Genomic DNA, 22653 nt, shown 5'->3' on the forward strand with positions numbered 1-22653 from the left:
GGTCGTTGGGGGCGCATTATCGGAGTGATGCGGTCGAAACCCCGCGTGAAGAAATTGTTCAGAGATACACGATCCGCCGGAAAGCGAGCCTCGTCAATGACTAGCCTGACCCTCCCCGCAGCACCCGTCCGGGACATCCTGGAGCGGGCATTCGCGGAGGACGCGCCGAGCGGCGATATCACCTCGCAGCTGCTCATTCCCGCCGAAGCCCGGGCCACCGCCGTGCTCAATGCCCGGGTTCCGGGGGTGTTCAGCGGCGGAACGGTGTTCCGTGACGCCATGCTGCTCGTCGACCCGGACACCGAAGTGGAGCTGCTGCTCGCGGACGGTGAAGCGTTCGACGCCGGAACCCACCTGGCGCGGGTCAGCGGCCGGGCACGCTCGGTGCTGCTCGCCGAACGCGTCGGGCTCAACCTTGCCCAGCGCATGAGCGCCATTGCCACCAAGACCGCGGAATTCGTCAAGCTGGTCGACGGTACCAAGGCCCGCATCACCGACACCCGGAAAACTACTCCCGGGCTGCGGGTATTGGAACGCTACGCCGTGCGATGCGGCGGAGGAGCCAACCACCGCTACAGCTTGTCCGATGCCGTGCTGGCGAAGGACAACCACTTGGCAGTGATGACCGGTGGCGATTCCGCGAAACTCACTGCACTGCTCAAGGCCGCCAAGGCCCAACTGGGCCACACCACGCACTTCGAGGTGGAAGTGGACCGCGCCGAGCAGATCGAACCCGTGCTGGCGGCCGGTGTCGACACGATCATGCTGGACAACTTTTCGCTTGAGGAGCTCCGTGCCGGCGTGAAGCAGGTGGCGGGCCGCGCCGTCGTCGAGGCGAGCGGCAACGTCAACGTCAACACCGTGGCGGACATCGCGGCCGCGGGAGTCGATGTCATTTCGATCGGCGGACTCACCCACAGCGTCAGCGCGCTGGATCTCGGCCTGGACGTGACGCTCGACGTGGCGCCGGACCCATCCCTGGCTCTCGGCTGACACCATGATCTTCCTCGACGCCGCGGCGACCACACCGGTCCGCAGGGAAGTCCTCGAAGCCATGTGGCCGTATCTGACGGGGGAGTTCGGCAATCCCTCAAGCCATCACAACCTCGGCGAAGCAGCCGCGAACGCGTTGTCCGGGGCACGCGCGGCGGTAGCGAAGGCTCTGGGCTGCCGGCCGGGGGAGATCACCTTCACGTCCGGCGGCACCGAGGCGGACAACCTGGCGGTGAAAGGAATTGCCCTCGCGAGACGTGCGGCGGATCCTGCCCTGAACCGCGTTGTCATCAGCGCTATCGAGCACCCTGCCGTCGAGGAATCCGCGCTCTACCTGCAACGCGTCCACGGGTTCGAGGTGGACGTGGTCCCCGTGGACCGGAACGGTGTGGTGACGGTTGAGGCGCTCCGGGCCGCGCTGAGCCCGGAGACGGCCCTCGTCAGCATCATGTATGCGAATAACGAGATCGGGACCGTGCAGCCCGTGCGGCAACTTGCCGAGGTTGCCGCGGAACATGGTGTGCCGTTTCACACGGACGCCGTCCAGGCTGCGGGCTGGCTCCCGATTGGCGTCAAAGAACTGGGGGTCGACGCGCTGAGTATCTCAGGCCATAAGCTCGGCGCACCGAAGGGCAGCGGCGTGCTCTATGCCAAGGGCAGGCTGAGACTTGAACCGCTCGTCCATGGCGGCGGACAGGAGCGGGGCAGGCGCTCCGGGACCGAAAACGTGGCGGGAGCCGTCGCGCTGGCCACGGCGCTGACGCTCGCCCATGCCGGGCAGTCCGGACTTGCCGGACGTGTCACGGAGTTGCGGGATGCCTTCATCTGCGCTGTCCTCGAGGCGGTGCCTGGTGCCGTGTTGACCGGCCACCCCTCGCGACGCTTACCGTCCGTCGCGTCTTTCTGTTTCCCCGGCACCAGCGGGGAGTCGGTGTTGCTTGAGCTTGAGCGGCTTGGGGTGGTGTGCTCCAGCGGATCGGCGTGCGCCGCTGGATCCGACGCCCCCTCTCCGGTCCTGCTGGCCTTGGGAATCGAGCCCGAGGTGGCCCACACAGCTGTGCGTTTCAGCTTCGACTCCACGGTGACGTCAGCGGAACTGGACCAAGCCGCGGAAGCCGTGGCTGCCGCCGTCGGGAGCGTCCAGGGGCTCGGCCGCCGCTGACCGTCTCCGACCCAACTGGCTCGCATTTGTTGTCGTTCTGAGCCCTCAAAACGACAACAAATGCGAGTCAGTTGGGAGTCAGACGTGGCGGGCGCGGCGGAAAATCCAGTGCCGCAGCATCGTGAACCGCACGGCCGTCGCGACGAATCCGGACAGCGTGGTGGTCCAGAGGTCCTCCTCGAGGGTTGCCTCGGGCCGGAACGCATGCAGCACGCCCAGGCTCCCGCCAGTGATGACCAGCGCCACGGCGATCACGATCAACCCGTTCAAGTGGTCCCGCGTCCTCTTCCGGTTGCCACTGATCTTGAAGGTCAGCCGACGGTTCAGGGCCGTGTTCATGAGCGAGGTGATGATCAGCGCTGCGGCGTTGGCAGGTTGGGGTCCCACCCACGGCCTGAACAGCGCGTACAGTGCCAGCGAGGTGACGGTGCAGATGATCCCGACGCCGGTGAAACGGATGAGCTGCCTGACCACCGGATAGCGCAGCACGCCTTTGCGGCGCTTGCTTGTATTTGGCCTGGAAAGGGACGTCTGCCGCGTCTCAATTGCCGGCACGGCAGGAGGCTCCATTGCTCAAGCCTGTCATATCAAGCTGGGAATTTTCTCCCAAGTTGCTGCGATGACGGGGTTGGTGAGCTCTCCGATGCCCTCAATGCGGCAGCTCACAAGGTCTCCTGGCGCGATCCTGGCACACTCGGCGGGGAAGCCGGTGAGGACCAGGTCTCCGGGGTGCAAAGTCATGAACGACGTGAGGTAGACAAGGATCTCGTCCACTTTCCATCCGAGGTCGGCGGTGCTGGCCGTCCGCAATTCCCTGCCGTTGTGCACGATGCCGATCGAAAGATCACTGTCATCGAGGTCAGTGACGATCCACGGTCCCGCAGGGGTAAACGTGTCCTGGCTTTTCGCGCTGATCCACAAGTCGTCGGTCTTCTGCAGGTCCCGCGCCGAGACGTCGTTGCCGATCGTGAAACCGAGGATGGCGTCGCGCGCGTTGTCGAGTGTGAGGCCGCGGACTTTGCGCCCGACGACGACGGTCAGCTCCGCTTCGGGGTCCACGTATCCGACGCCGGAGGCGAGTTCGATGGCGTCGCCTGGTCCGATGACGCTTGTGGCGGCCTTGTGGAACGCCTGCGCAGGCAAATCCCGGCCTGGCTGGCCGGTGTTGTGCGCCATGCCGAAGACGTTGGCGGGAACAGACGGCGCCAGGAACGTGAACACATCCTCGGAGACACGAGAGCCTGCAACCCAACCTGGCCGCCCTGCGCTGCTGCTATTTGCCGGCGAGCCTGGGAACGGACTGTCCACCACCGTCCAGCTCCGGCCTTCCGCGGAAGCGAAGTCGGCGGCGTCGTTCGCTACGAAGAACTGTTCGTCCGGTGAGGTGGGGGAGAGCGGGCGGACGCGGGCGATCCGGCGTGCACGTGAGGAAGTCATGAAGACATCCTACGTCCTTGAACCTCTTGAGGCGGCAGGTTTAGACGGGCAAGTAGAGCTCGCCCACGGGGATATCCGCGGCCAGGCGATTCGCGGGCCCGGCCAAGGGGCAGGCCCAGGCCTCGTTGTAGGCACAGGATGGGTTGTAGGCGAAATTGAAGTCGAGCACGAACTCCTGTTGCCCGGATCCTCGAAGGCCGTGGAAGGCTCCCTTGATGGTGTCCAGCAAGTAGCGGCCGGCGCCGTAGCTTCCTCCGGGTTTGCCGGCCGTGGCGTCGCGGAAGGGCACGAAGATGCCGCCGCCGTAGCTGCGCAGGCGCCACACGGCCAGCGAGCCGAGCTCGTCGAGGTCGAAGGTGCCGAGGCGGACAAACGGCACCACGCCGTCGGTCCCGGTCTGGACGTTCATCTCCTGGCCCGCGCCTTCCGGCGAAAGGGCGGCATAGCGGCGGAACCGGGGATCGTAGTCCGCGGTGCGCAAGCCCGAAAAAGCCTGCTTGCTGGCGGGAGTCAGCGCCGAGGCCGGGTGGGTACCGAACATGCGGTCCCGTTCCTGGCGCCAGTACACGTGGGCCTGGAAGGGATCGTCCATCGCGATCTTGCGGACGTCGTCGTACAAGGCGAACGTGCGCAAACGCCAGTCTGCGATGTCCACGGCGGAAATGTCCGCCACACTGTTTTCGTCCTCATCGAGCAGATCGGGAGCCATGCGTCCAGCCTAGTCCTACCGCACGGGCCGAAGCGGCGGCCCGTAGGGCATCGGCTGGGTTTGCAGGCGCGAAACGCCGATCCGGAGGGACGGGCAGCGGCTCGGCGCCGCTAGGCTGGTGCGCATGAGAGCAAAGCGGATCCCGTTGAAGTTTTCAGTCGCCGTCCTCGGTGCGCTCATTGTGGTCGCCGCCGCCGGCTGTAGTTCCGAGGGCAAGGGCGGCGCCGTCTGGACAGCCGGGTCCAGCAGTGCGGCTCCCGGGAGCGCAACGCCGTCGGGCCCAAGCACAGCCGCACCGTCGGGCGGTTCCAGTGCCAGCCCTTCCGCAGGAAGCACCGCGACGGCGGGGGCGACTGCCGCGGCGTGGAAAACGTACTCGGATGCGGCCAAGAAGGTCAGCTTCGATCTTCCGAGTGACTGGATTGCGCAATCGGTCACGCCCGACGCCGGTTCCATGCCGGGCGCCCTGAAGATCGAGGTCAAAGACGCCAAGGGAGGGTACCTGGCGACCCTTCACACCGGGCTGCCCTCGGCGAGTCCGGCTGACTGCAATCCGGCCGCCAAGCGTCCTTACGTCGTGGTCAGCAGCGTGCCTATTGACCTGCCCCATGCCGACGGCGATTCCACGATCCCCCCGCACGTGGTGTTCCGGGTCATCCAGGGCTATAAATTCTTCGGTTCGTACGGCATCACCAACCTGGTAGCCGGAACCGATGGGCAGGCCTGCCAACTGCGGAACCTTGTGGTGGGACCTGCAGGAAAGGGCAACTACTACTTCGGGGACATGCAAGCCGTGCATGCCTTCGCCACGGATGAAGTAGTTGCTCCCGCGAAGTCCTTCGACACCTTGGACCAGGCCGCCAAGTACGTTGACCAGAGCTCGGAATTCGCCAACGTCCAGCGGATGCTATTGTCTCTGAAGGTCAATCTGTAGAACCAAGGTTGATAGACATTCGTCGGCGCCAACTCTGCCCAATTAGTGGGTTGTCCAGCCGCAACACTCCGGAGATCCATGGAACGCAACGTTGCTGCCCAGCTCGTTTTCAAGACCGTCGCCAACACCAAAGTGGCCATGGCAATCGCCGTGGCCAGCAATCCGGGCTATGACTCGTTGACCGAAGAGCTGTCCGTCACGGTGGAGGGCGAAGCTGTTCCGTTCACTGAGTTGAGGGACCATCACGGCGGACGCTTCCAGTACATGGAGTTCGAAGAACCCAGCGAGGTAACGGTTGATTACCGTGCCTCGGTGGAGGGCTTGGGTGCCCCGGATGAGTCCTCCCGTATGGAACTCATCCGCTACGTGCGGCCCAGCCGCTATGCCGAGTCCGATCGCCTCCTTCCGACGTCGTACGCCGAGTTCGGCGGGCTCCACGGCGAAGAACTGTTGCAGGCAGTCCGGAATTGGGTCCACGACGAGCTCCGCTACGTCAGTGGTTCCTCGCGCGGGACGGATGGAGCGGTAGAGACGCTCCTGCACCGCAAAGGGGTTTGCCGGGACTTCGCCCACCTTGCCATTGCCCTCCTGCGTTCCAAGGACATCCCCTCCCGGCTCGCGGCGGTGTACGCGCCCGGACTGAGCCCCATGGACTTCCACGCCGTGGCTGAGGCCCACATCGACGGAACGTGGTACGTGATCGATCCCACCGGCTTGGCCCCGCGCGAGTCTATGCTGCGCATCACGGCCGGACGCGATTCCTCGGACACCGCGTTTCTGTCCACGGTGGGCGGCAGCCTGTCATTGAAGAGCCTGAAAGTCACCGCGGTGGTGGCCGACGAGCTGCCGGATGAGGATCCGGCAAAGCTCGTCGTCCTCCGCTAGCCTTCGCGCGGCTGCTTGTGCGCGACGAACACTTGCAGCTTTTCCGTCAGGCGAAGAAGCTCACGCTGCTCCTCGGCTGTCAAAGCCGGAGCCACAAGTTCGGCGATGTCGCGGACGTGCTCCCGCCCGATCTCCTTCTGCAGTTCCTGCCCGGCCGCGGTAAGCCCCAGTAGGATGCCGCGTCCGTCGTCGGGAGCGATGCTGCGCTCCACGAGCCCGCGCTTCTCCAACCGGTCAACCAGCCGGCTCAGGCTGGACTGGCTGAGCAGGACGTGATCGTTGATCTCGTTCAGCCGCAGCTTGCCCGTGGGGCAACGGGAAAGAGTGAACAGGACGTCGTACTCCTTGATGGGCAGTTTCTTGAATGCCTGCCCGGCCTGGAGGCGGCGCATCACCGCCACCTGGGAGCGGAACAAGGACTCCCAGGTTTCGGCGGCGAGGCGCACGGCGGACGAGGTGGGCGCTGTGGTGGTCACGGGGTCCGCCCGGCGGAATCGGTAACCGCCTCGCTGGCCGAGGCGATCACGGATGCTGCCACCCGGGATGCATGGGTGGGTGCGTCAGGCACGTGGGCCGGCTTGCGGTCCTCGAATTCCTTGCGCAGAACGGGCAGGACTTCCTCGCCGAAGAGATCCAGTTGTTCCAGGACGGTCTTGAGCGGGAGGCCCGCATGGTCCACGAGGAACAGCTGGCGCTGGTAGTCGCCGAAGTATTCGCGGAAAGTCAGGGTCTTTTCGATGACTTCCTGCGGACTGCCGACGGTCAGCGGTGTCTGGGACGTGAAGTCCTCGAGCGAGGGCCCGTGGCCGTACACCGGTGCATTGTCGAAGTAGGGGCGGAACTCCTGCACGGCATCCTGGGAATTCTTGCGCATGAAGAACTGCCCGCCGAGGCCGACGATGGCTTGGTCTGCGTTGCCGTGGCCGTAGTGCTCATAGCGCTCGCGGTACAGGCCGATCAGCTGCTGGTAGTGCTCCTTGGGCCAGAAGATGTTGTTGGCGAAGAAGCCGTCGCCGTAGTAGGCGGCAAGTTCCGCGATCTGCGGGCTGCGGATGGAGCCATGCCAGACGAAAGGCGCGACGCCGTCGAGCGGGCGGGGCGTGGAGGTGAAGTTCTGCAGCGGGGTGCGGAACTTGCCGCTCCAGTTGACGGTGTCTTCATCCCAGAGCTTGCGCAGCAGGGAATAGTTCTCGATCGCGAGCTCGATCCCGTCCTGGATGTTCTTGCCGAACCAGGGGTAGACGGGGGCGGTGTTGCCGCGGCCCATGATGAGGTCCACGCGTCCATCCGCCAGGTGCTGGAGCATCGCGAAGTCTTCGGCGATCTTGACGGGATCGTTCGTGGTGATCAGCGTGGTGGACGTTGACAGCGTGATGCGTTCAGTCTGCGCTGCGATGTACGCCAGCGTGGTGGTGGGGGACGATGAGAAGAAGGGGCGGTTGTGGTGCTCGCCGATCGCATAGACGTCCATGCCGATCTCTTCGACCTTCTTGGCGGTCGCCACGGCGGCCTTGATGCGCTCGTTCTCCGTGGGGGTGTGGCCCGTGGTGGGGTCAGTGGTGATGTCGCTGACGCTGAATACGCCGATCTCCATGATGTGCCTTTCTGCCTGCCCGGTTTGGTGTCCGGGCTCTGCCAACAGTCTATCCCAAAATAGATGCATTTGCATGTATCGCTGCCTGCAACAGGGTGAGGCATCATTTTGTTCCCGGTGTGTCGCCCTACTCGGCGGGGCTGGAGGCGGACCGGCGGCCGGAGACTTTGGGAATCATTCCGGTGGTCCAGTCAAGGTGGTCGCCGTCGCCGTGGCCGGCGACCCCGTCCTGCGCGACGTCGGGGCGTTGCGTGAGTGCCTTGAGGAGCGCTTTCTTCTCCCGCCGGCCTTCGACCAGTTTGTAAAGGACGGGCACCAGGACGAGCGTCAACGCCGTGGACGAAACGAGGCCGCCGATGACCACAACCGCCAGCGGCCGGGAAATGAACCCGCCGCCGCCCGTGAGGCCCAAAGCCATGGGTGTCAGGGCGAAGACGGTAGCAAGCGCCGTCATGAGGATCGGGCGTAGCCGCTGCCTGGCTCCGTGGGTGATGGCGTCTGCCACGCTCATTCCGGGGCTGCCATCGTGTGGTTTGCGGTACTGGTTGATGAGGTCGATCAGGACGATCGCATTGGTCACGACGATTCCCACCAACATGAGCATGCCGATCAGGGAAGGCAGTCCCAGCGGAACGCCCGTGACCAGGAGCAGAGCGATGGCGCCCGTCGCCGCAAAAGGCACGGACACGAGCAGGATGAGGGGCTGGATGAGGGACTTGAACGCGGCCACCATGATGACATACACAATGGCGACGGCGGCCAGGAGCGCGAGCCCGAGCTGTCGGAAGGAGTCGGCCTGCTGCGTCGTGGCGCCGCCGATGGTGGCGGTAACGCCTGCCGGGAGCTGCACCGAGGCCAGCCGGTCACTGACTGCCGTGCTGACGGCTCCAAGGTTGGAGCCCGACGGCGTGACGGTCACCTTCGCGCTCCGCTGGCCGTTGCTGCTCGTGATGGAGACCGGGGTGTCAACTTGATCCACGGACGCGATGCTCGACAGCGGAACGGGCCCGGCCGGCGTCGGGAGATTGATGGCCCTGACATCGGAGATGCTGGTGAAGTGCGTGCCTTCGCCGATCTGCACCGGGAAGTCCGTGGTGTCGATACGGACGGTGCCTGCGGGGATCGGGCTGACCGTGGACGCGAGGACCCCGGCGACTTGTTCCTCGTTCAGCCCGGCGGCGACGGCCTTGGCGCGATCTACCTTCACCTGGACTACGGACTGGCTGGCATCCAGGTTGGTGGCTACCTCGGCACTCCCGGGCACGCCGTCCATGGCCTTCGCCACGGCGTCGCTTGCGGTCTTGAGATCCGCCGAGTTGGCGGCGTTGATAGTGATGTCGACGCTGGAAGAGGTGCCCAGCCCGCCTTGCTGTGCACCGACAGTGACCTTCCCGGGAGCCGAGGCACTGGCGAGCCGGGACCGGACCGTGTCCTGCAATTTCTGCTGGTCAGCCTTATCGTCAGTCACCACGGTGAACGTCGAGTTGGAAGCGCCGCTCGAGGTGAGCGCGGCGAATCCCGTTTGGGCGTTGCCTGACGTGACCTGGACGTCCTTGATGCCGTCTATCCCGCGGAGGACCGATTCCACCTGGGCGGCGGCGGCGCCGGTCTGTTCCAAGCTGGTGCCGGCAGGAAGGACCTGCCGGACGGTCATGCTGTTTTGGCCGGAGTTACCCAGCAAGTCGGTAGCGAGTAGGGGAGACATGGCAGCAGTCCCGCCCAAGACCAGCACAGCAGCGACGATCGTGATGACCGGGTGCTTCTGGGACTTGGCCAGGATGGGCAAGTAGCCGCGCTGCAGGCGGCTGCGTTGCTCCGCCTCGTGCGCCTTGGATCGGGCGGCCTCGGCGATACGGGCGTCCTCCGCAGCCGAAGCCGGCGACGGCGACTTGAGGAACCAGTAAGCCAGGACCGGAACGATGGTGAGGGAGACGAGCAACGAGGACAACAGGGCGATGGTCACCGTCAGGGCGAAGGGCCTGAACAGCTCGCCAGCCAGGTTGCCCACAAAGGCGATCGGCAGGAACACGGCAACCGTGGTGAGGGTGGACGCTGTGATGGCGCCGGCAACTTCGCGGATCGAATTGAGGATGGCCCCGAGCTTGTGCTCGCCGTAGCTGAGGTGCCGTTTGATGTTCTCGATCACCACGATCGAGTCATCCACCACGCGGCCGATCGCGATGGTCAACGCGCCGAGGGTGAGGATGTTGAGCGAGTAGTGGGTCGCCGATATTCCGATGAACGTGATCAGGAGCGACAACGGAATGGAGACCGCCGTCACGAGCGTTGAGCGTACGGACATCAGGAACACGAGGATGACCGCTACCGCGAAGCCCAGCCCAAGAAGGCCTTCCGTCGTGAGGTCCTTGATGGACTTTTCGATGTATGGGGCTTGGTCGAACACTGGCGTGAAGTGCGCATTGGAGCCGAGTTCGGCTTCCATCTGGGCAATGGAATCCTTCACGGCGTGCGAAATGGCAACGGTATCGCCGTCGGGCTTTTTCGTGATGGACAGGGCCAGTGTCGGCTTCCCGTTGGTCCGGGTAATCGAGGTTGCGGCGTCGTCCTTGATGCTCACGTCGGCAACGGAGCCGATGGTGGTTCCGACCTTGGCGCCGGTGAGCGGCAAGCCCTTGATGACGTCGAGGGAGTCCACCGGGCTGCCGATTTGCAGGGAAAGGGTCTTGCCCTGGTCCTCGATGGTTCCTGCCGGGACCAGGGTCCCGTTGTTCTTGAGGGCGTTCGTGAGCGACTGGACGGTGGCGCCGCTCGCGGCCATGGCTTGGGCTTTGGGCTGGATCAGGATGTGTTGGGTGGCTCCGCCTGTCACGTCAGCGCTGCGGACCCCGTCCAGTTTCTGGAGCCGGGGAACGCTCAATCGCTGCAGGTCCGTGTTCAGCTCGCTGAGAGGCTTGTCCGAAGACACCGCCAGGTACACGATCGGGAAGTCGCTGATGCTGCCGGCAAAGGATCGGGGCTCGACGTCGGCCGGCAGCACACGCTTGGCGTTGGAGATGGCGCGGTCGATCTGGTTGCGCGCGCGGTCCAGGTTCGAACCGTAGGTGAACACCATGGAGATCTGCGAAACACCGTTCCGCGACGTCGACGTGGTCGATTCCAGGCCCTCGACGCTGTTCAGTGCTGCTTCGAGCGGGCGGCTGAGCTGCTTGTCGACAACTTCCGGCGACGCGCCCGGCATCGCCGTGATCACCGAGATCTGCGGGAACTCGATCGAGGGAATGAGTTCCTGCTTGAGGGACGACATGGTGATCACGCCGAACACCGCCGCGAAGACGGTGATCAGCGCGATCAGTGCCCTGTTCGCCAGTGAAAGCTTTGCCAGACGGAACATTGCACTGTCTCCTGGGATCTACGGTCTGTCTCTTGTCGTGAACCGGCCGCAGCCCGGACGGTTGCTAGTGCTGGACGGCGTCGGCGGGCTCGAGTTGGAGCGAACGGGCAGTGCTCGCTTCCAGCTCGGCCGCGAGGTCGGGATTGTCGTTTAGCTTGACGCCGTAGCCCGGCATCATTTCCTTGAGCTTGGACTGCCAGCCTTTGAAGTTCTTCGGGAAGGACCGCTGGAGCATCTCGATCATGATGGGGACGGCGGTCGAGGCACCGGGGGAGGCGCCGAGCAGTGCTCCGATGGATCCGTCACGGGCCGTGATGACCTCGGTGCCGAACTGCAGCACGCCGCCCTTCTTGGAGTCCTTCTTGATAATCTGAACCCGCTGGCCTGCTGTGATGAGCTCCCAGTTGCCGCCGTCGGCCTGGGGGTAGTACTCGCGAAGGGACTCCACCTTGGCGTCGTGGCGCTTGGCCACTTCCTTGATCAAGTACGCGGTCAAGTCCATGTTGTCCTTGGCCACGGCCAGCATCGGGATGATGTTGCTCGGGCGGATGGACAGCGGAAGGTCAAGGTAGCTGCTCGTCTTGAGGAAGTTGGTGGAGAAGCCGGCGTACGGGCCGAAAAGCAGGGAACGCTTGCCGCCGACGTAGCGGGTATCAAGGTGCGGCACGGACATGGGCGGGGCGCCGACGGAGGCCTGGCCGTACACCTTGGCGCTGTGCTGGCTGGCGATGGCCTCGTCGGTGCAGCGGAAGAACTGTCCGGATACCGGGAAACCGCCGTAGCCCTTGCTTTCCGGGATACCCGATGCCTGGAGCAGGTGGAGTGCTCCGCCGCCCGCGCCGACGAAGACGAACTTGGCGTGGATCCGGCTGTGTTCGCCGGAAGCGGGGTACTTGAGTGAAAGGTCCCAGCCGCCGTCGGAGGCTTTGCTCACATTGGTGACGTCGTGGCCATAGTTGACTTCAACGCCGTTCGCGGCGAGGTAGCCGGTCAGTTCGCGGGTCAAGGCGCCGAAGTCGACGTCGGTGCCTTCAGCGGCGCGGGTGGCGGCAACGCGCTGCTTGGCGTCGCGGCCCTTGACGATCAGCGGAGCCCACTTGGCGATCTGTGCCTGGTCTTCCGTGTATTCCATGCTGCGGAAGAGCGTGTTGGGCTTGAGTGCCTCGTAGCGGGTCTTGAGGAAGTCTGCGTGCTTGTCGCCGATGACGAAGCTCATATGCGGGACGGTGTTGATGAATCCCTTCGGGGAGCCGATCAATTTGTTGTCCACGAGGTGGGACCAGAACTGCCGGGAGAGCTGGAACTGCTCGTTGATGTGGAGGGCCTTGGACGGGTCTACCGAGCCGTCCTTGGCTGCGGGCGAGTAATTAAGCTCACAGAGCGCTGCGTGCCCGGTTCCCGCGTTGTTCCACGGTCCGGAGCTTTCCAGGCCGGCTTCGTCGAGTCGCTCAAAAAGGGAGATGGTCCAGCTGGGTTCGAGTTGCTTGATGAACGCCCCCAGGGTTGCGCTCATGATCCCGCCCCCAATAAGGACGACGTCAGCGTGGTGTGTCTTGGAAATGAAGGTCACGATCTATCTCCGATAGCGGCGGCACTGGCTGTCACAGAATATCCCCGCGTGGGCACATAACTGAAATTGCGGCAGGACGTCAAGACTTCAGGCGAACGTTTGTAAAAACTTCGTTTAAGACAGGCGATGCCGGGTACTTCTCGACGCGGTCGGAAAGGGCCAAAGCCGAGATCGGGAAGGCGATGGGTACCGCCGGGACGGTGGCAGCGATCTGCGCATTGATGGTCTGGTACTGCGAGTTGCGGTCAGCGCCGTCGGGGAGTCCCCGGGCCCGGTCGATCTTTGAGAAGACTTGGGGATCGCTGTAGCCGAACTCACCGTTGTTTTCACCGAAGAGGGTTCCAACGAAGTTGTCCGGGTCCGAGTAGGCGCCATTCCAGCCGAGCAAATGCAGCGCATGGTCACCGGGTGATTGGACCTTCTGGAGGTAGCCGTCGTCCCAGTTCACGGGCACCGGCTTGATGTTCAGTCCGATGGCGGTGAGCTCCGCGCTGATCTCCGCGTAGATCTTCTCCGGAGTGGGAAGGTAGGCGCGCGTGACATTGAGTGGGTAGTAGAACTTGAGCTCCTCGCCTTTGTAGCCCGACTTGGCGAGGAGTTGCTTGGCCTTGTCCGGGTCGTATCCCAAGGACGGTGCGTTGTTGTTGAAGCCGCTCAGCTTGGGGGGAACAAACTGGGTCGCAGGTGAGGTGTTGTCGATGAAGAACTTGTGGATAAGGGTGTCTTTGTCGATGGCCATCTCTATTGCCTGCCGCACGCCAAGGTTCTGGAGGGGCGCCACGGACTCGTTCATCCCCAGGTACATCACGGAGAACGGATCCCGTTGGACGATTTGCATGCCCTTCTTGACCAGTTGGTCAAAGGTGCCGGCGGTAACAAGGTCGTATCCGTCGATGGTTCCAGCGAGCAAGGCCTGGAGCCGGGCCTGCGGATAGTCGAACGGAATGAAGTTGACCGTGGCTATCTCTCCCCGGTCGCCCCAGTAGCCCTTGTAGCTGGTCAGCGTAATGCGGTCCTGGCTCCAGGAGGAGAAAACGTAAGGTCCCGTGCCCACGGGGTGGGAGGCATAGGCTGACGCCGGCTGGCCTGACAGCTTCTTGTCCAGGACGTCGGCCTTGCCGTCGGCCATTGCTTTCGGGGAGGACATCGCGAACGCCGGCAGGGTCAAAGCCTGAAGGAAGCCTGTGAAGGGCTTGGCCAGGTTGATTTGGACGTGATCGGGGGAGATGACCTTGCAGTTCTTGAAGAGCGAAAGCGAAGCGTCGTCCGCGAAGGATTTGAAGACGCTCTTGAACGCGATGCCCGGTGCCTGCTGACGCACGGTCGCCGGGAAATTGAACCAACGGTTGAAGTTGCTGCAGACGGCGGCGGCGTCAAAGACGGTGCCATCGTGGAAGGTGACTTTCGACCGCAACGTGAAGTCGTAGCTGAGTCCGTCGTTCCCTTGTGACCAAGAGGTGGCAAGCAGGGGAGTTGGTTGGCCAGTGGACGCGTCGACCCCCACAAGGCCTTCCATCACTTGCCGGGTCACGCGATAGGACTCGGAGTCGTTCGTCACGGCGGGATCGAGCCCAAGCGGCATCGACGGGGTGCCGAAGTTGAAGGTCTTGCTCGGCTCTGCCTTGGTGCTGCCCGCGGCCGAGGCTGACGGTGCCGGTCCAGGACTTACCGTGCACGAGGTCAAGGCCAGGGCCAGAAGGCCTGCGCCGATTTGTAGCGTGACTCGGCGAAGCTTGCTGCTTACCACTCTTGTCCCCTCAAGGCAGTTGGACGGGCTTGGGGCCCGCGGCAGCCGGACCGCGGTCCAGTCTAGTTCAGGGCCCTGAGTCCCGGCTGGAAACTGGAAGTGCCCCGGCCAAGGACCGGGGCACTTCCTGAATGTGCGCAAGGGGGGACTTGAACCCCCACGCCCGAAGGCACAGGAACCTAAATCCTGCGTGTCTGCCAATTTCACCACTCGCGCTGGTGTTGGTCTCCGGACCGGGATTCAGGGATTCCCGCCCCGGTCTTCTACCGGCCTCCATTGTACCCGCGGTTTCGCGCCACCCATTCCAGCCGCGCCTATGCGGCGATGCGGTGGCTAATTGTCGAGTTTGAGGTCCCTGCGGAGTTTGGCGACATGGCCGGTGGCCCGCACGTTGTACTGGGCCAAGGCCACCTTGCCGTCGGGGTCCACCACGATCGTAGAGCGGATCAGCCCTTGGTAGGTGCGCCCGTAGTTCTTCTTTTCGCCCCACGCCGCATAGGCCTCAGCCACATGGTGCCCCTCGTCGGACAGCAGCGGGAAGGTCAATGATTCTTCGGCCACAAACTTCTCCAGATCCTTCACGGTGTCCGGAGAGATGCCAAGAACCTCGTAACCGGCGGCCTGGAGGGTTGCGAGGGAATCGCGGAAGTCGCAGGCCTGCTTGGCGCATGCCGGGGTGGAAGCCGCGGGGTAGAAGTAGATGACTGTATTGCGGCCACGGTGCGACGCCAGGCTGACCTCGCGGCCCGCGTGGTCCTTGAGGGTGAAGTCCGGGGCAATGTCGCCTGGAATGAGTCGTTCAGCCATTTGTGCTCCTTGCTAGCGTTCGCGATCACTCAGCTTAGTGATCGGCTGGCCGCTTCACGAATTGAACCCCGGTCCTGCTCCGCGCGCAGCGGTCTATATACTGGCCCTTATGCCTGATATGGAACGGTGGCCCACTGGGCGCCTGCTCTCCACGGCCGCGCGACTCGTGGAGCATGCCTGGAACGAGAAACTGCGCGGTATGGACCTGACCCATGCCGGGGTCATTGTCATGGAAGTACTTGCCGTCAACGGACCGACAACCCAGTCGATGCTCGCACAGATCGTCCGGGTTCAGGCGCAGACAATGGGGAAGACGCTCACCAGGCTGGAGGCACACGGCCACGTCAGCCGTGCACGCAGCGTGTCCGACCGCCGTAGCCAAGTGGTCAGTTTGACCGAGGCGGGGGAGCGCACCCTCGGACTCGCCACGCAGCTGGAACGCGAAGTGCTTGCACCCGTGCCCGTGGACACCGCCAAACTGCGGCGGGAGCTCCAGTCGCTTGTACGCGAACTGGCAAACACTCATTCCTCGGCAGTCGTGAACGACATTGTGGCCGCAGCGGATTCAGCTGTGGCGCCGGGCGAGCCCTCCAACTAGGCCTCCGCAGGTCCGGGCGGAAGCGGCTCCGGGCCGAGTCCGGGGGAAAATAAAAAAGATCCCTGGACGGCCATTCAGCCATCCAGGGATCTTCCCTTTGGTGCACCCCCCGGGACTTGAACCCGGAACCCATTGATTAAGAGTCAATTGCTCTGCCAATTGAGCTAGAGGTGCATTTGTCGATTTCGATCGGCTGAGGGCTTTTCTTCCCTCGTTGATCTCCGCAACGACATGTAACTCTACACGACACTTGCCGAAGTGTGAAATCGGCCCGGGCCTCCTGCGCGTCACTGGCGGGGAGGCTTCAGGAGCAGTGCAAAGTCGGGGTTTTGGTTGTTGCTGAGGACCCACAGTGTGCCGTCCGGCGCTAGCGAAACGTCCCTCAGCCGTCCGTACTGGGCCGTGAGGTACGCCACGGGATTCCCCGCGGTTTCTCCGCGCAGCGGTACGGTCCACAAACGCTGACCGCGCAGCGCGCACGTGAACGCCGTTCCGTTCACGATTTCCAGACCGCTCGGTGAGGCATCCGCCGTCGACGGCCAGACCACCTTGGCGTCGATGTAACCGGCGCGGCCGGGCGCACCGGTCACTTGTGGCCAACCGTAGTTGCCGCCCGCTTCGATGAGGTTGAGTTCGTCGTTGACGTCGGGTCCGAATTCACTCGCCCACAGCCTGCCGTCACTGTTCCAAGCCAAACCCTGCACATTGCGGTGTCCGTAGCTGTAAACGGGATTGCCGAACGGGTTGCCCGGTGCCGGCTTTCCCTCGGGGGTAAGCCGCAGGATCTTCCCGCCAAGCGCAATGCGGTCCTGTGCTTGCTCCGGGTGCTGCGCGTCTCCCGTGCCGACGTAGAGGAACCCGTCGGGACCGAAGCGGATGCGCCCGCCGTTGTGGGTGCCGGCTTTGGGAATGCCGGTGAAGATGACTTCGGGTGTGCCGAGGCTCAACCGCCCGTCTGCGGCCTGCTCCAGCCGGATGCGCGAAATCCGGTTGTCCGATTCAGCGGTGAAGTAGGCATAGAGCAGGCGGTCGCTGGCGAACGTCGGGGAGAGCGCCAGCCCCAGCAGCCCGCCTTCGCCCCCGGGTACGACGCCGGGAACCTCGCCTACCGTCGTGGCCCGATCGTTCCGGACCGATTTGATCAGCTTGGTGTCGCGTTCGGAGATGACGGCAGTACCGTCGTCGAGGAACACGATCGACCACGGAATTGTCAGATTCAGGTCAAGCTTCCGAATTAACTCGGGTCCGTTGCCTTGGGTAGGCCCCGGTCCGGGGGCACTCCCTGTACAGGCGCTCAGCAACAGGGCCACGAGGCAGGCCACCGCTACGGGAGCCCGGACGAGCCCAAGGCGGGACCGGAAGAGGCTCCCGGATCCCGCCTTTGCCTGGTTCATTGCTTGGGTCCTGGTTGCAGGGCTGCTTGCCGCCCTGGGTCAGCTCCTTGGGGCTCTCAGCGGCGGTTCCTGCGAGGAGGTCGGAAGCCGGCTGCCTCGGCGTGGGCGCTGGAAATAAACCAGACGTCGGCCTTGACCTCGTCGTACGACGGGCTGTCTTCATCGTGATAGGTCATGGTGTCCGCGTTGCCTTTGACGGTGTAGCCATCAGGGCCACTCCCGTCAGCGTCGGCCGCGGCGGAGCCTTCGCCATACGGCTGCTCGGCTGCGAGATGCCCGCCCAGCGGCGATGCGGCTGCGGAATCCTGGGCCACGGTGGTTGACTCAACCGGCGAAGGTGCCGCGTCGGGATTTTCGGCCCGGTCTTCCTGCGCCCCTTCGGCTGCAGTGTCGACTGCCTCCGCCGCGGCGGATTCCGCGCCGGGAAGCGTCGGTGCATGGGCGTCCGTGTATTCGCGGTGGTGGATCGGGGCGGGAGCCACTGGTGCGCTGCCTTCGCTCCAGGTCGCTTCCCATTCGGCGCTGTCGGCCAACTGTTCGGGGGTGGCTGGTTCCGAGCCCGACGACGCCGGAACGCCGGCAGCCGCGGGAACGGACGGCCCGGCGTCGGCCGCGGTAACGTCGTCGGCCGTCACGCCCCCTTCAAGTTCCGGCTCGGCAGCCAGCGGTGCGGCGGTCTCTGAGGCCGTAGCCTCGGAAACCGCGTCCTCGGACAGTACGGGTTCCGAGAGCGTGGGCTCCTCGAACACGGGCTCCACCACCGAGGGGCCGGCCGCTGACGATTCTTCTTCCGGGGCGGCCATGCCGGTTTCGAGGGGAGGGCCGGGGCGCTCCCAGTCGTCGACGTCGACGCCGCCTGCCTCAGTTTCGGCTTCCGGCTCCGGCTCGGGTGCGGCTGCGCGCGACTCGGCTAGCTCTTGATCTGCGGTCGCGGTTGCGGCGACCAAGGGGGCGGAGCCTGTCAATGCGGCTGCTGTGACGTCCATTTGTGGTGACGAGGCGGCCTGCGACGGCGAAGCCCCGGAGCCCGAAGAAGACTTCGCGCTATTGCGGCTCAGGAGCCACCAAACAATCGCGACGATCAACACGATGACGATGACCCAGATCAACCAATCCATGGGAGGAGCCCTTCTGTCTGTTCAATTGGCGCATGTCTGTTCGAGTGGCGCAGCTGTCGTGATTTGACGTTACGTCCGTGTCACGGGGCTGTCTAGGTTAGTCAATCGATTCGCGGCCCTTCAGCGCATCAGCGATCCTGTCGGATGGGCCAGCAGCCGACAATGAGGCCCATGTCTCACATAGCGAGACGACTGTCCATTATTTGAATGAAATATTGGCTGAAATAGTGCCAAATTCGCCTTAACCCGCCGATCATGTTCGTTGGCCACAGCCCAAGAGTCATAGACTCGTGCCCATGAGTGACCACACCCCAATTGCGACAGACAACCAGCCGGACATCAAGCCACGCAGCCGGGTCGTAACGGACGGCATCCATGCCGCCCCCGCGCGAGGCATGTTCCGGGCCGTAGGCATGGGCGATGATGACTTCGCCAAGCCCCAGATCGGCGTCGCGAGCTCGTGGAACGAAATTACCCCCTGCAACCTCTCGCTGAACCGACTCGCCCAGGGCGCCAAGGAAGGCGTTCACGCCGGCGGTGGTTTCCCCATGCAGTTCGGCACCATTTCCGTTTCGGACGGCATTTCCATGGGCCACGAGGGCATGCACTTTTCCCTTGTTTCGCGTGAAGTCATTGCAGACTCCGTGGAAACGGTCATGCAGGCCGAGCGGATCGACGGCTCCGTTTTGCTGGCCGGTTGCGACAAATCCCTCCCGGGCATGCTGATGGCAGCCGCCCGCCTGGACCTCGCCAGCGTCTTCCTCTACGCCGGTTCCATCATGCCGGGCTGGGTCAAGCTTGAGGACGGATCGGAGAAGGAAGTCACCCTCATTGACGCCTTCGAAGCCGTGGGCGCCTGCGCTGCAGGCAAGATGAGCAAGGGCGACCTGGACCGCATCGAACGCGCGATCTGTCCTGGTGAAGGCGCCTGCGGCGGTATGTACACGGCCAACACCATGGCGTGCATCGGTGAAGCCCTCGGCATGTCCCTGCCGGGCTCGGCTGCCCCGCCCTCGGCTGACCGCCGTCGTGATGACTTTGCCCGCAAGTCCGGCGAGGCAGTGGTCAACCTGCTTCGCCTCGGCATCACCGCGCGGGACATCATGACCAAGAAGGCGTTCGAGAACGCCATCGCCGTCACCATGGCCTTCGGCGGCTCCACCAACGCTGTCCTGCACCTGCTCGCGATCGCCCGGGAAGCCGAGGTCGAACTGACCCTGGACGACTTCAACCGCATCGGCGACAAGATCCCGCACCTGGGCGACCTCAAGCCCTTCGGCCGCTACGTCATGACCGACGTCGACAAGATCGGCGGCGTGCCGGTCATCATGAAGGCGCTGCTCGACGCCGGCCTGCTGCACGGCGACTGCCTGACGGTCACGGGCAAGACCCTTGCCGAAAACCTGGCCTCCATCAACCCGCCGGACCTCGACGGCAAGATCCTGCGCGCCCTGGACAACCCGATCCACAAGACCGGCGGCATCACCATCCTGCACGGTTCCATGGCCCCGGAAGGCGCCGTCGTGAAGAGCGCCGGCTTCGACGCCGACGTCTTCGAAGGGACCGCGCGCGTGTTCGAACGCGAGCAGGGTGCCCTCGACGCCTTGGACAAGGGCGAGATCAAGGCCGGGGACGTCGTCGTGATCCGTTACGAAGGTCCCAAGGGCGGCCCGGGCATGCGTGAGATGCTCGCCATCACCGGCGCCATCAAGGGCGCGGGCCTTGGCAAGGACGTGCTCCTGCTGACCGACGGCCGCTTCTCGGGCGGTACCACCGGTCTCTGCATCGGGCACGTTGCGCCTGAAGCCGTCGACGGCGGACCCATCGCCTTCGTCAAGGACGGCGACAAGATCCGCGTGGACATCGCTGCCCGTTCGTTCGACCTCCTGGTGGACGAAGCCGAGCTCGAGTCCCGCAAGATCGGCTGGGAGCCCCTCCCGGCCAAGTTCACCAAGGGCGTCCTCGCGAAGTACGCCAAGCTGGTGCACAGCGCCTCCACAGGCGCCTACTGCGGCTGAAGCTAAGTACCCCATGCCTCCAGCGGTGACAAGGCCGCTGGAGGCGGCAGGGCTTAATAAGGGCTGGTCCGAGGGGCCCCGGCCGGACGGCGTTCACGCCGGAGGGTTGGGGTAGGACCAGTCCGTGGACAATGAGGTCCACATAGTGAGATGACATCTTCATCGTTTGACACCTATCTCACTAAGAGGGAACACTGAACGCATGATCGCATTCGTTACTGTCGGCGCCACCGTGGGCACTGTCGTACTTACCAAGCGCGTGGCCTCCTAGCCCGACTGGTAACGAACCGTCACGCGCAACCCCTCGAAGAGCCGCAAGGCTGAGGGGTTTTTTTATTTCCCGCAGGGGACGGCGCATTGAGCAAGAACCAGCATGAACGCAGTACCCACGCAGTAACTTTCACTAATTGAAGATCCCCAAAGGAAGAGTCCGATGAGCAAAGGATCGCCGATCAGCCCCTCGCTGATGGCTGCAAAGTCCGCTGGAGCCCCCAAGGCTCCGGAAAAGGTCGACCGTCCGGCTGACGCCGTCGTCGACAATGCTGCAACTCTCTCTCCTGTACTCGGGCCGAACAACGTTGTACCCCCAACGGTGATGACCGGCTCGGAAGCTATTGTCCGCTCGCTCGAAGAACTCGGCGTGGACGATATTTTTGGTTTGCCCGGTGGCGCGATCCTCCCCACCTATGACCCTTTGATGGCCTCCAAGATGAATCACGTCCTGGTCCGTCACGAACAGGGAGCCGGCCACGCAGCGCAAGGCTACGCCATGGTTACCGGACGGGTCGGCGTCTGCATCGCCACCTCGGGCCCCGGTGCCACCAACCTCGTTACCGCCATCATGGATGCCCACATGGACTCCGTGCCCCTCGTGGCCATTACCGGCCAGGTATCGGCTTCCGTCATCGGCACTGATGCCTTCCAGGAAGCGGACATCGTCGGCATCACCATGCCGATCACCAAGCATTCCTTCCTGGTGACGGATCCCAATGACATTCCGCACGTCATGGCCGAGGCTTTCTACCTTGCGAGCACCGGTCGTCCCGGTCCCGTATTGGTGGATATCGCCAAAAATGCCCAGCAGGGCACCATGACCTTCTCCTGGCCGCCCAAGATCGATTTGCCGGGTTATCGTCCGGTGGTCCGCGGGCACAACAAGCAGGTCCGCGAAGCCGCCCGGCTGATCGCTGCGGCAAGCAAGCCTGTCCTGTATGTCGGCGGCGGAGTGGTCAAGGCCCACGCATCGGCCGAACTGCGCGAGCTCGCGGAACTCACCGGCGCTCCCGTGGTGACAACGCTCATGGCCCGCGGCGCGTTCCCGGATTCCCACCCCCTGCACGTCGGCATGCCCGGCATGCACGGCACGGTTTCCGCGGTTACCGCACTGCAGCAGTCCGATCTGTTGATCACCCTTGGTGCGCGCTTCGATGACCGCGTGACGGGTGTGCTCAGCACGTTCGCTCCGCACGCAAAGATCATCCACGCGGACATCGACCCCGCGGAGATCTCCAAGAACCGTACGGCCGACGTTCCGATCGTGGGCTCCGTCAAGGAGATCATTCCGGAACTGAGCGAGGCTGTCCGCAACGCTTTCGAGCAATCCGGCACCCCGGACCTCGACGGTTGGTGGGCGTTCCTCAACAACCTCCGCGACACCTACCCCCTTGGCTGGACCGAGCCGGAAGACGGACTCAGCGCCCCCCAGCGGGTCATCGAACGCATTGGTGCGCTCACGGGTCCGGAAGGCATCTACGTTGCAGGCGTTGGCCAGCACCAGATGTGGGCCGCCCAGTTCATCAAGTACGAGCGTCCCCACGCCTGGCTCAACTCGGGTGGAGCCGGGACCATGGGTTATGCCGTGCCGGCAGCCATGGGCGCCAAGGTCGGCGAACCCGACCGCGTGGTCTGGGCGATCGACGGCGACGGCTGCTTCCAGATGACCAACCAGGAACTGGCCACCTGCGCCATCAACAAGATTCCCATCAAGGTTGCCATCATCAACAACTCCTCGCTGGGCATGGTGCGCCAGTGGCAGACCCTCTTCTATGAAGGCCGCTACTCCAACACCGACCTGAACACCGGCCACGACACCGTCCGTATCCCGGACTTCGTCAAGCTGGCGGACGCCTACGGCTGTGCCGCGTTCCGCTGCGAGCGGGACGAGGACATCGACGCAACCATCCAGAAGGCCTTGGAAATCAATGACCGTCCCGTGGTCATCGACTTCGTGGTCAGCCCGAACTCCATGGTGTGGCCGATGGTCCCCTCCGGAGTCTCTAACGACCAGATCCAGGTTGCCCGCAACATGACCCCGGAATGGGAAGAGGAGGACTAG

General features: G+C 64.1%; 18 protein-coding genes and 2 tRNA genes. 7 read left to right on the plus strand and 13 right to left on the minus strand.

All coding sequences use genetic code 11. From position 1 onward, the window contains the following. Nucleotides 1-96: 96 nt before the first annotated feature. Nucleotides 97-993: a carboxylating nicotinate-nucleotide diphosphorylase gene (gene nadC / locus AC3WJM_RS10085; protein ID WP_284988376.1), complete on the plus strand. Its 897-nt coding sequence runs from the start codon at nt 97-99 to the stop codon at nt 991-993. A 4-nt stretch (nt 994-997) separates the two neighbouring features. Beyond that, nucleotides 998-2155: a cysteine desulfurase family protein gene (locus AC3WJM_RS10090; protein WP_492271825.1), complete on the plus strand. Its 1158-nt coding sequence runs from the start codon at nt 998-1000 to the stop codon at nt 2153-2155. A 78-nt stretch (nt 2156-2233) separates the two neighbouring features. Here the strand turns inward: AC3WJM_RS10090 and AC3WJM_RS10095 are convergent, their stop codons facing one another. Genes AC3WJM_RS10095 through AC3WJM_RS10105 form a run of 3 tightly spaced genes read right to left on the minus strand, consistent with a single transcriptional unit; the run spans nt 2234 to nt 4301 of the window. Continuing rightward, nucleotides 2234-2725: a GtrA family protein gene (locus tag AC3WJM_RS10095; protein WP_492258903.1), complete on the minus strand. Its 492-nt coding sequence runs from the start codon at nt 2723-2725 to the stop codon at nt 2234-2236. Nucleotides 2726-2737: 12 nt separating this feature from the next. Beyond that, nucleotides 2738-3592 carry a fumarylacetoacetate hydrolase family protein gene (locus AC3WJM_RS10100; protein WP_284988373.1) on the minus strand — a complete coding sequence of 285 codons (855 nt, stop codon included), beginning with the start codon at nt 3590-3592 and terminating at the stop codon, nt 2738-2740. A 40-nt stretch (nt 3593-3632) separates the two neighbouring features. Beyond that, nucleotides 3633-4301, minus strand: coding sequence for a DUF1684 domain-containing protein (locus AC3WJM_RS10105; protein ID WP_307054181.1), 669 nt, complete (start codon nt 4299-4301; stop codon nt 3633-3635). Nucleotides 4302-4425: 124 nt separating this feature from the next. Here AC3WJM_RS10105 and AC3WJM_RS10110 point away from each other — a divergent pair, with 124 nt between their 5' ends. Together AC3WJM_RS10110 and AC3WJM_RS10115 are read left to right on the plus strand one after the other, a co-directional pair. Continuing rightward, nucleotides 4426-5235 (plus strand): hypothetical protein, encoded by an 810-nt coding sequence (locus tag AC3WJM_RS10110; protein WP_307054178.1) that lies wholly within the window; start codon nt 4426-4428, stop codon nt 5233-5235. Nucleotides 5236-5313: 78 nt separating this feature from the next. After that, a complete protein-coding gene (locus AC3WJM_RS10115; protein WP_284988370.1) occupies nt 5314-6120 on the plus strand; it encodes a transglutaminase-like domain-containing protein in 807 nt (268 codons plus the stop codon). Here AC3WJM_RS10115 and AC3WJM_RS10120 read toward each other — a convergent pair. From AC3WJM_RS10120 to bcp, 7 genes are all read right to left on the minus strand, one after another. Continuing rightward, entirely contained in the window at nt 6117-6596 is a 480-nt protein-coding gene (locus tag AC3WJM_RS10120) for a MarR family winged helix-turn-helix transcriptional regulator (protein WP_441432409.1), read from the minus strand. The genes AC3WJM_RS10115 and AC3WJM_RS10120 overlap by 4 nt on opposite strands. Continuing rightward, nucleotides 6593-7714, minus strand: a complete 1122-nt coding sequence (locus AC3WJM_RS10125) for an LLM class flavin-dependent oxidoreductase (protein ID WP_492271826.1) — start codon at nt 7712-7714, stop codon at nt 6593-6595. The genes AC3WJM_RS10120 and AC3WJM_RS10125 overlap by 4 nt, the downstream gene beginning before the upstream one ends. 127 nt (nt 7715-7841) lie before the next feature. Continuing rightward, nucleotides 7842-11066 carry an efflux RND transporter permease subunit gene (locus AC3WJM_RS10130; protein WP_492271827.1) on the minus strand — a complete coding sequence of 1075 codons (3225 nt, stop codon included), beginning with the start codon at nt 11064-11066 and terminating at the stop codon, nt 7842-7844. A 64-nt stretch (nt 11067-11130) separates the two neighbouring features. Next, nucleotides 11131-12636, minus strand: coding sequence for a malate:quinone oxidoreductase (locus tag AC3WJM_RS10135; protein WP_059387639.1), 1506 nt, complete (start codon nt 12634-12636; stop codon nt 11131-11133). 79 nt (nt 12637-12715) lie between these two features. After that, nucleotides 12716-14383, minus strand: coding sequence for an ABC transporter substrate-binding protein (locus AC3WJM_RS10140; RefSeq protein WP_284988367.1), 1668 nt, complete (start codon nt 14381-14383; stop codon nt 12716-12718). 134 nt (nt 14384-14517) lie between these two features. Continuing rightward, nucleotides 14518-14599 (minus strand) — tRNA-Leu (locus tag AC3WJM_RS10145). 117 nt (nt 14600-14716) lie between these two features. Next, complete coding sequence (bcp, locus tag AC3WJM_RS10150) at nt 14717-15190, minus strand: thioredoxin-dependent thiol peroxidase (protein ID WP_492271828.1); 474 nt, start codon at nt 15188-15190, stop codon at nt 14717-14719. A gap of 109 nt (nt 15191-15299) precedes the next feature. On the opposite strand from bcp, the gene AC3WJM_RS10155 reads away from it, so the two are divergent. Further along, nucleotides 15300-15788, plus strand: a complete 489-nt coding sequence (locus AC3WJM_RS10155) for a MarR family winged helix-turn-helix transcriptional regulator (RefSeq protein WP_492271829.1) — start codon at nt 15300-15302, stop codon at nt 15786-15788. A 98-nt stretch (nt 15789-15886) separates the two neighbouring features. On the opposite strand, the gene AC3WJM_RS10160 is transcribed toward AC3WJM_RS10155, so the two are convergent. The 3 genes from AC3WJM_RS10160 to AC3WJM_RS10170 all read right to left on the minus strand — a co-directional run bounded on the left by AC3WJM_RS10160 (nt 15887) and on the right by AC3WJM_RS10170 (nt 18300). Further along, nucleotides 15887-15962: transfer RNA gene (locus tag AC3WJM_RS10160), tRNA-Lys, on the minus strand. Between the two features lie 113 nt (nt 15963-16075). Continuing rightward, entirely contained in the window at nt 16076-17182 is a 1107-nt protein-coding gene (locus AC3WJM_RS10165) for a PQQ-dependent sugar dehydrogenase (protein WP_306960848.1), read from the minus strand. 56 nt (nt 17183-17238) lie between these two features. After that, nucleotides 17239-18300 (minus strand): sunset domain-containing protein, encoded by a 1062-nt coding sequence (locus tag AC3WJM_RS10170; RefSeq protein ID WP_284988364.1) that lies wholly within the window; start codon nt 18298-18300, stop codon nt 17239-17241. Nucleotides 18301-18596: 296 nt separating this feature from the next. Between AC3WJM_RS10170 and ilvD the strand changes: the two genes are divergently transcribed. Together ilvD and AC3WJM_RS10180 are read left to right on the plus strand one after the other, a co-directional pair. Then, nucleotides 18597-20318: a dihydroxy-acid dehydratase gene (ilvD, locus tag AC3WJM_RS10175; RefSeq protein WP_284751164.1), complete on the plus strand. Its 1722-nt coding sequence runs from the start codon at nt 18597-18599 to the stop codon at nt 20316-20318. A 433-nt stretch (nt 20319-20751) separates the two neighbouring features. After that, nucleotides 20752-22653, plus strand: a complete 1902-nt coding sequence (locus tag AC3WJM_RS10180) for an acetolactate synthase large subunit (protein WP_284988363.1) — start codon at nt 20752-20754, stop codon at nt 22651-22653.

Source organism: Arthrobacter sp. FW306-1B-G06A (assembly GCF_058781765.1).

Bases quoted from the DNA above. Each gene is read 5' to 3' on its own strand.
- AC3WJM_RS10180 (WP_284988363.1), top strand. From the start codon at position 20,752: ATGAGCAAAGGATCGCCGATCAGCCCCTCGCTGATGGCTGCAAAGTCC.
- ilvD (WP_284751164.1), top strand. From the start codon at position 18,597: ATGAGTGACCACACCCCAATTGCGACAGACAACCAGCCGGACATCAAG.
- AC3WJM_RS10115 (WP_284988370.1), top strand. From the start codon at position 5,314: ATGGAACGCAACGTTGCTGCCCAGCTCGTTTTCAAGACCGTCGCCAAC.
- AC3WJM_RS10095 (WP_492258903.1), bottom strand. From the start codon at position 2,725: ATGGAGCCTCCTGCCGTGCCGGCAATTGAGACGCGGCAGACGTCCCTT.
- AC3WJM_RS10110 (WP_307054178.1), top strand. From the start codon at position 4,426: ATGAGAGCAAAGCGGATCCCGTTGAAGTTTTCAGTCGCCGTCCTCGGT.
- AC3WJM_RS10100 (WP_284988373.1), bottom strand. From the start codon at position 3,592: ATGACTTCCTCACGTGCACGCCGGATCGCCCGCGTCCGCCCGCTCTCC.
- AC3WJM_RS10105 (WP_307054181.1), bottom strand. From the start codon at position 4,301: ATGGCTCCCGATCTGCTCGATGAGGACGAAAACAGTGTGGCGGACATT.
- nadC (WP_284988376.1), top strand. From the start codon at position 97: ATGACTAGCCTGACCCTCCCCGCAGCACCCGTCCGGGACATCCTGGAG.
- AC3WJM_RS10130 (WP_492271827.1), bottom strand. From the start codon at position 11,066: ATGTTCCGTCTGGCAAAGCTTTCACTGGCGAACAGGGCACTGATCGCG.
- AC3WJM_RS10125 (WP_492271826.1), bottom strand. From the start codon at position 7,714: ATGGAGATCGGCGTATTCAGCGTCAGCGACATCACCACTGACCCCACC.
- AC3WJM_RS10155 (WP_492271829.1), top strand. From the start codon at position 15,300: ATGCCTGATATGGAACGGTGGCCCACTGGGCGCCTGCTCTCCACGGCC.
- AC3WJM_RS10170 (WP_284988364.1), bottom strand. From the start codon at position 18,300: ATGGATTGGTTGATCTGGGTCATCGTCATCGTGTTGATCGTCGCGATT.
- AC3WJM_RS10165 (WP_306960848.1), bottom strand. From the start codon at position 17,182: ATGAACCAGGCAAAGGCGGGATCCGGGAGCCTCTTCCGGTCCCGCCTT.
- AC3WJM_RS10090 (WP_492271825.1), top strand. From the start codon at position 998: ATGATCTTCCTCGACGCCGCGGCGACCACACCGGTCCGCAGGGAAGTC.
- bcp (WP_492271828.1), bottom strand. From the start codon at position 15,190: ATGGCTGAACGACTCATTCCAGGCGACATTGCCCCGGACTTCACCCTC.